Origin of the sequence: Streptomyces sp. 150FB (assembly GCF_000818195.1) — a bacterium.
Taxonomy (GTDB): Bacteria; Actinomycetota; Actinomycetes; order Streptomycetales; family Streptomycetaceae; genus Streptomyces.
Genome location: NZ_JTHL01000001.1, coordinates 1,198,834 through 1,205,396, shown reverse-complemented (window position 1 = coordinate 1,205,396; position 6,563 = coordinate 1,198,834). Strand labels below are relative to the sequence as shown.

Below are 6,563 nucleotides of genomic sequence, written 5' to 3'. Positions count from 1 at the left end.
GGGGCACTTTCGCCTGCCCTGTACATGGCCTTTGACCCCGTGCGTACGCCGACTGGGCCTAAGGGTAAGGTCAGGAGGCATCGTTGGTACGTTCCCCACAGGAGGCCCCCGGGTGGAGGTCCAGGAGACTCGCGTTCAGACGAACCGAGTACTCACTATCCCCAACATCCTCAGCATGGCTCGTCTCGTCGGCGTGCCCCTCTTCCTGTGGCTGATTCTGCGTGGGAGCGACGGCTGGGCCTTGCTGGTCCTGGCGCTGAGCGGTATCAGTGACTATCTCGACGGCAAGCTCGCCCGCCGCTGGAACCAGATCAGCAACCTCGGCCGGCTCCTCGACCCCGCCGCGGACCGGCTGTACATCCTTTCCACCCTGGTCGGCCTCACCTGGCGGGAGATCCTGCCCCTCTGGCTCACCGTGACGCTTTTGGCGCGCGAGCTGATGCTTCTGGTCATGGTCGCAATCCTGCGGAGGCACGACTATCCGCCTCCCCAGGTGAACTTCCTCGGGAAGGCGGCTACCTTCAACTTGATGTACGCCTTCCCGCTCCTGCTTCTCAGTGACGGGCATGGTTGGCTTGCGTCACTCGCCGAAGTTTTCGGATGGGCTTTCGCCGGATGGGGTACAACTCTGTATTGGTGGGCAGGGATCCTGTATGTGGTCCAGGTCCGCCGGCTGGTGAAGGCGGACACCGAGGCCGATTGATCTCGTCGATGTGGTGCCGCGCAGTGTCGCCGGGCCACGCCTGACGTCATAGGCTCTGTCCGGACGGGTGAAGTCGGCGAGATTGTCTCTTCAAGGAGGACGCTTCCGACATGAAGGCCGTCGTGATGGCCGGCGGCGAAGGTACGCGACTTCGCCCCATGACCTCAAGTATGCCCAAGCCGCTCCTGCCGGTCGTGAACCGGCCGATCATGGAGCACGTGCTGCGGTTGCTCAAGCGCCATGGACTCAGTGAAACCGTCGTAACAGTGCAGTTCCTCGCATCCCTCGTCAAGAACTATTTCGGCGATGGGGAAGAGCTCGGTATGGAGCTCACCTATGCGAACGAGGAGAAGCCGCTCGGCACGGCGGGGAGCGTGAAAAATGCCGAGGCAGCACTGAAGGACGACGCTTTCCTCGTCATTTCCGGTGACGCTCTGACCGACTTCGACCTGACCGACCTGATCGCCTTCCACAAGGAGAAGGGCGCACTGGTGACGGTGTGCCTCACCCGGGTGCCCAACCCGCTGGAATTCGGCATCACGATCGTGGACGAAGAGGGAAAGGTCGAGCGCTTCCTTGAGAAGCCCACCTGGGGCCAGGTCTTCTCCGACACCGTCAATACGGGCATCTACGTCATGGAGCCCGAGGTCTTCGACTACGTCGAGGCGGACGTCTCCGTCGACTGGTCCGGTGATGTCTTCCCTCAGCTAATGAAGGAAGGCAAGCCGATCTACGGCTACATCGCCGAGGGCTACTGGGAAGACGTCGGCACGCACGAGAGCTACCAGAAGGCCCAGGCGGACGTCCTCGAAGGCAAGGTCGACGTCGACATCGACGGCTTCGAGATCTCCCCGGGTGTGTGGGTGGCCGAAGGCGCCGAGGTCCACCCCGACGCGGTGCTGCGCGGACCGCTGTACATCGGCGACTACGCCAAGGTCGAAGCCGACGCCGAGATCCGCGAGCACTCGGTCATCGGATCCAACGTGGTCGTCAAAACAGGCGCGTTCCTCCACCGGGCCGTTGTCCACGACAACGTCTACATCGGACAGCACTGCAACCTCCGGGGCTGCGTGGTCGGCAAGAACACCGACGTCATGCGCGCGGCCAGGATCGAGGACGGAGCCGTCATCGGCGACGAGTGTCTCGTCGGTGAGGAATCGATTATCCAGGGCAATGTCCGGGTCTACCCGTTCAAGACCATCGAGGCCGGCGCCTTCGTCAACACCTCGGTGATCTGGGAGTCCAGAGGACAGGCGAACCTCTTCGGCGCCCGCGGTGTCTCCGGGATCCTGAATGTGGAGATCACACCGGAACTCGCCGTGCGGCTCGCGGGGGCCTACGCCACCACCCTGAAGAAGGGGTCCACCGTCACCACGGCGCGCGACCACTCCCGTGGTGCCCGTGCGCTCAAACGTGCCGTGATCTCCTCGCTCCAGTCCAGCGCCATCGACGTACGGGACCTGGAGAACGTACCGCTGCCGGTCGCCCGGCAGCAGACCGCGCGCGGCAGCGCCGGCGGCATCATGATCCGGACGTCTCCCGGGGTCCCCGACTCCGTGGACATCATGTTCTTCGACGAGCGTGGCGCCGACCTGTCACAGGCGGGCCAGCGCAAGCTGGACCGGGTGTACGCCAGGCAGGAGTACCGCCGCGCGTTCCCCGGTGAGATCGGCGACCTGCACTTCCCGGCCAGCGTCTTCGACTCGTACACCGGCTCACTGCTCCGCAACGTCGACACCTCCGGCATCGCCGAGGCCGGACTCAAGGTCGTCGTCGACGCGTCCAACGGAAGCGCCGGCCTCGTCCTGCCCAGCCTGCTGGGACGGCTCGGTGTCGACGCGCTCACCATCAACCCCGGGCTCGACGAGTCCAGGCCGACCGAGACGGTCGAGTCACGCCGCTCCGGCCTGGTCAGGCTCGGCGAGATCGTCGCCTCGGCGCGCGCCGCCTTCGGGGTGCGCTTCGACCCGGTGGGCGAGCGGGTGTCGCTCGTCGACGAACGCGGCCGGATCATCGAGGACGACCGGGCCCTGCTGGTACTGCTCGACCTGGTCGCCTCCGAGCGCCGCAGCGGCCGTGTGGCGCTGCCCGTGACGACCACCAGGATCGCCGAGCAGGTCGCCGCCTACCACGGCACACAGGTCGAGTGGACGACCACCTCGCCCGACGACCTGACCAGGGTGGGCAGGGAAGAGGACACGATCTTCGGCGGTGACGGGCGCGGTGCCTTCATCGTTCCGGAGTTCAGCAGTGTCCTCGACGGTACGGCGGCCTTCGTACGCCTGATCGGTCTGGTGGCACGTACGCAACTCACCCTCAGCCAGATCGACGCACGCATCCCGCGCGCGCATGTGCTCAAGCGGGACCTCGCGACGCCGTGGGCGGTCAAGGGGCTTGTGATGCGCAGCGTCGTGGAAGCGGCGGGAGACCGGCAGGTGGACACGACCGACGGCGTACGGGTGGTGGAGACCGACGGCCGCTGGGTGATGGTGCTGCCCGACCCCTCCGAGGCCGTCACCCATCTGTGGGCGGAAGGTCCCGACGACGCGTCGGCGCAGTTGCTGCTCGACGAGTGGTCGACCGTGGTGGACAGCGCAGGTCACTGAGCAGGTCACCGATGTGAAACCGGTGTGCCGGGCGGCGTTTCAGGGCGCCGTCCGGCACACCGGCAGGGCCATTCGGCGGTAACCCCCGCGACGTGCGACGATGTGCGGCATGCCGCCGCCGTCCCCCGTTCGGAGCACTCCAGCTTCACCCGCGCGCCCCGACGCTTCCATGTCGTTGCTGACGAATGTGATCGACCACAGCCTCGACGACGGGTACGCGGAGGCCGCGGCGCGCAGGGACGCCGAGGAAGGCGGACTGCCCCGTACGGTCCGGGCGAAGCTCGGCCTCGCCGGCGGCCTGTTGCTGGCCGCGCTGGTGGTCACCGTGGGCGCCGCCCAGGCACACAGCTCCGCGCCCGTCGTGGCCAAGGAGCGCCAGGAACTCATCGACAGGATCGGTACGCAGACGTCGTCCGCCGACGATCTCGAGGGGACCGTCGAGAAGCTCAGGACCGATGTCGGGAACCGTCAGCGCGTCGCCCTGCGTGAACACGGGGGGGGACACAGGCGAATTGGTCGCGCTGCTGGCCGGCGCGACAGAGGTGCACGGTCCCGGCGTCAAGCTGGTCGTCGACGACGCCAAGGACACCGAGACCGGCGGCGGCGACGCCCGCGAGAACAGCGACTTCTCCGACACCGGCCGGTTGCGCGACCGGGACATGCAGCGGGTCGTCAACGGCCTGTGGGCATCGGGTGCCGAGGCGGTCGCCATCAACGGGCAGCGGCTGACCGCCCTTTCGGCGATCAGGGCCGCCGGCTCGGCGATACTGGTCGACAACAGGCCGCTGGTGCCGCCCTACACGGTCCTCGCGATCGGTGACGCGAAAAAGGTCAGCGGCAGCTTCAAGAGCAGCCCCGACGGCCAGTATCTGAAGGCGTTGCGGGAGACCTTCGACGTCCGCACCACCATCTCCGAAGAGGACGACGTGCGCCTGCCTGCCGCGCCGAGCCTGATCGTACGTACAGCAGAGCCGAAGGCCGCCGATGCCGGGACGGGCAACGGGCGGAAACCGGCCGACACAGGGAAGGGCACCACATCGTGATCGCCGTACTGGGCCTCGTCGTGGGAGTCGTGGTCGGACTGTTGGTCAGGCCCGAGGTACCGGCGGTGGTCGAGCCGTATCTGCCGATCGCCGTCGTGGCGGCTCTCGACGCGGTCTTCGGTGGCCTGCGGGCCATGCTCGACGGGATCTTCGTGGACAAGGTCTTCGTGGTCTCCTTCCTCTCGAACGTGGTCGTGGCGGCCCTCATCGTCTTCCTCGGCGACAAGTTGGGCGTCGGCGCCCAACTGTCCACCGGGGTGGTCGTGGTGCTGGGCATCCGGATCTTCTCCAACGCGGCGGCGATCCGCCGGCACATCTTCCGGGCGTGACGCGGATGAGCAACGAGCTGACGGACAACGGGGCCCCGGGCGACGGGCCCACCACCGACGAGCCCACCAACGACGGGCCGGCGAACAACGAACCCGCGAGCGGCGAAGAGACGCCCGGGTCCGGCCTCGCGCCGCTCACGGGCCGCCAGCGGCTGCTGGCAGGCCTCTGGCCGCCGCGCGTCACGCGTGCCCAACTCATCGTGGCCGTGCTGCTGTTCGGGCTGGGGCTGGGACTCGCCATCCAGGTCGCCTCGAACAGTGACGACAGCGCGCTGCGCGGTGCGCGCCAGGAGGACCTCGTACGGATCCTCGACGAGCTCGACAACCGCACCCAGCGGCTCGGCGAGGAGAAACAGAGCCTCGAAGCCCAGCGCACCGAACTGGAGACCAGCTCGGACCAGGCCGAGGAAGCCCGTAAACAGACGCTCGAAAAGGAGCAGCAACTCGGCATCCTGGCCGGTACGGTCGCGGCACAGGGACCGGGAATCACCTTGACGGTCAATGACGCGAGCGGCGCCGTGGAGCCCGACATGCTGCTCGACGCGATCCAGGAACTGCGGGCGGCGGGCGCCGAGGCCATCGAGGTCAACAGCGTGCGTGTGGTCGCGGATACTCATTTCTCGGGAACGGGCGGTGACATCCAGGTGGACGGCAAGCGGGTCCAGGCGCCGTACCGCTTCAAGGTCATCGGCAAACCGCAGGACCTGGAGCCGGCGCTCAACATCCCCGGCGGAGTGGTGCAGACGCTGGAGAAGGAGCAGGCCACGGCGGTTGTCAGCCGCTCTGAGAAGATCATCGTGGATGCCTTGCGACCGGCGAGGCGGCCTGACTACGCTCGGTCGTCACCGTAGTGGGGCGGCAGTGCATGGCAGCCCCCGGACGCGGGCATGAGGTTGCGGGGGGTCGGCGCACGAACAGCGTGATGTGTGGTGGAAACTGTCCGGTGGATACGGACGTTGTCAAGATGTCCGGGTCGGCAGGTGTGTTCATTCAGGGTTCGTCCTGCCCCACGGGCGGGTCTGTATCGGTCAAGGGGAATCGCCCGTGAAGTTGTTTGGGAAGTTGTTCGGCAAGAGCGCACGCGAGGAAGGTGGCTCAGCCCGCCATCGCGCGGCGCGCCATGGCGGGAGCGAAGAGCCGAGCGGCGATCGTCCGCTCTTCCGTGACGAGGTCGGCGGCCAGGGCGGTGACGCCCACGGCGCGTCGTCTGTTGACCCTGCCGGTTCCGGCGGCATAGGTTTTGGAGAACCATCAACCTCAAGTAAGGGTGGAGACTTTCCCACCGGAGCGTTCCCCACCGACGCCCCAGGGCAGTCGCGGCAGGAGGATCCTTCCATGTCGGCTTCGCCGGTCTGTACGAGATGCGGGCACCGGAACGCCGAGGCGAGCCGGTTCTGCTCCAACTGCGGTGCGCCGCTGCGGCCCGGAGCGCCGCCGGAGCGTCCTTCGGAGACCACCTCGACGATCTCCATCTCGGGACTTGAGGCGTACGAGTCGGAGGTCACAGGACAGACGTCGGTGCCGTCCCTCTCTCCCGAGGCGCAGGCGGCTGTCGACGCCCTGCCGCTGGGTTCGGCGCTCCTGGTCGTGCGCCGCGGACCGAACTCGGGCAGCCGCTTCCTCCTGGACGGCGAGCTGACCACGGCCGGCCGCCACCCGCAGAGCGACATCTTCCTCGACGACGTGACCGTGTCGCGTCGCCACGTGGATTTCCGCAGGGGCGGCGACGGCCACTTCACCGTCTCGGACGTCGGCAGTCTGAACGGTACGTACGTCAATCGTGAGCGGATCGATTCGGTCCTGCTGGCGAACGGCGACGAGGTCCAGATCGGTAAGTACCGGCTGGTCTTCTACGCGAGCCAGCGGGGCGTGTGACCCTCAG

The 6,563-nt window shown here is 67.3% G+C and carries 5 protein-coding genes and 1 pseudogene; all 6 read left to right on the top strand.

Features of this window, described 5'->3' with window-relative positions:
* Positions 1–112 precede the first annotated feature (112 nt).
* Entirely contained in the window at positions 113–703 is a 591-nt protein-coding gene (locus QR77_RS04730) for a CDP-alcohol phosphatidyltransferase family protein (RefSeq protein ID WP_040019808.1), read from the top strand.
* Positions 704–813: 110 nt separating this feature from the next.
* Positions 814–3,309 carry a mannose-1-phosphate guanyltransferase gene (locus QR77_RS04725; RefSeq protein ID WP_040019807.1) on the top strand — a complete coding sequence of 832 codons (2,496 nt, stop codon included), beginning with the start codon at positions 814–816 and terminating at the stop codon, positions 3,307–3,309.
* A 109-nt stretch (positions 3,310–3,418) separates the two neighbouring features.
* A pseudogene (locus tag QR77_RS04720) lies at positions 3,419–4,352 on the top strand (DUF881 domain-containing protein).
* Positions 4,349–4,681 carry a small basic family protein gene (locus QR77_RS04715; RefSeq protein WP_040019805.1) on the top strand — a complete coding sequence of 111 codons (333 nt, stop codon included), beginning with the start codon at positions 4,349–4,351 and terminating at the stop codon, positions 4,679–4,681. Before QR77_RS04720 ends, QR77_RS04715 begins: the two are co-directional and overlap by 4 nt.
* Positions 4,682–4,686: 5 nt before the next feature.
* Positions 4,687–5,532: a DUF881 domain-containing protein gene (locus tag QR77_RS04710; protein WP_040019804.1), complete on the top strand. Its 846-nt coding sequence runs from the start codon at positions 4,687–4,689 to the stop codon at positions 5,530–5,532.
* 73 nt (positions 5,533–5,605) lie between these two features.
* Positions 5,606–6,556: an FHA domain-containing protein gene (locus QR77_RS43195; RefSeq protein WP_078876484.1), complete on the top strand. Its 951-nt coding sequence runs from the start codon at positions 5,606–5,608 to the stop codon at positions 6,554–6,556.
* The last annotated feature ends 7 nt before the right edge of the window (positions 6,557–6,563 follow it).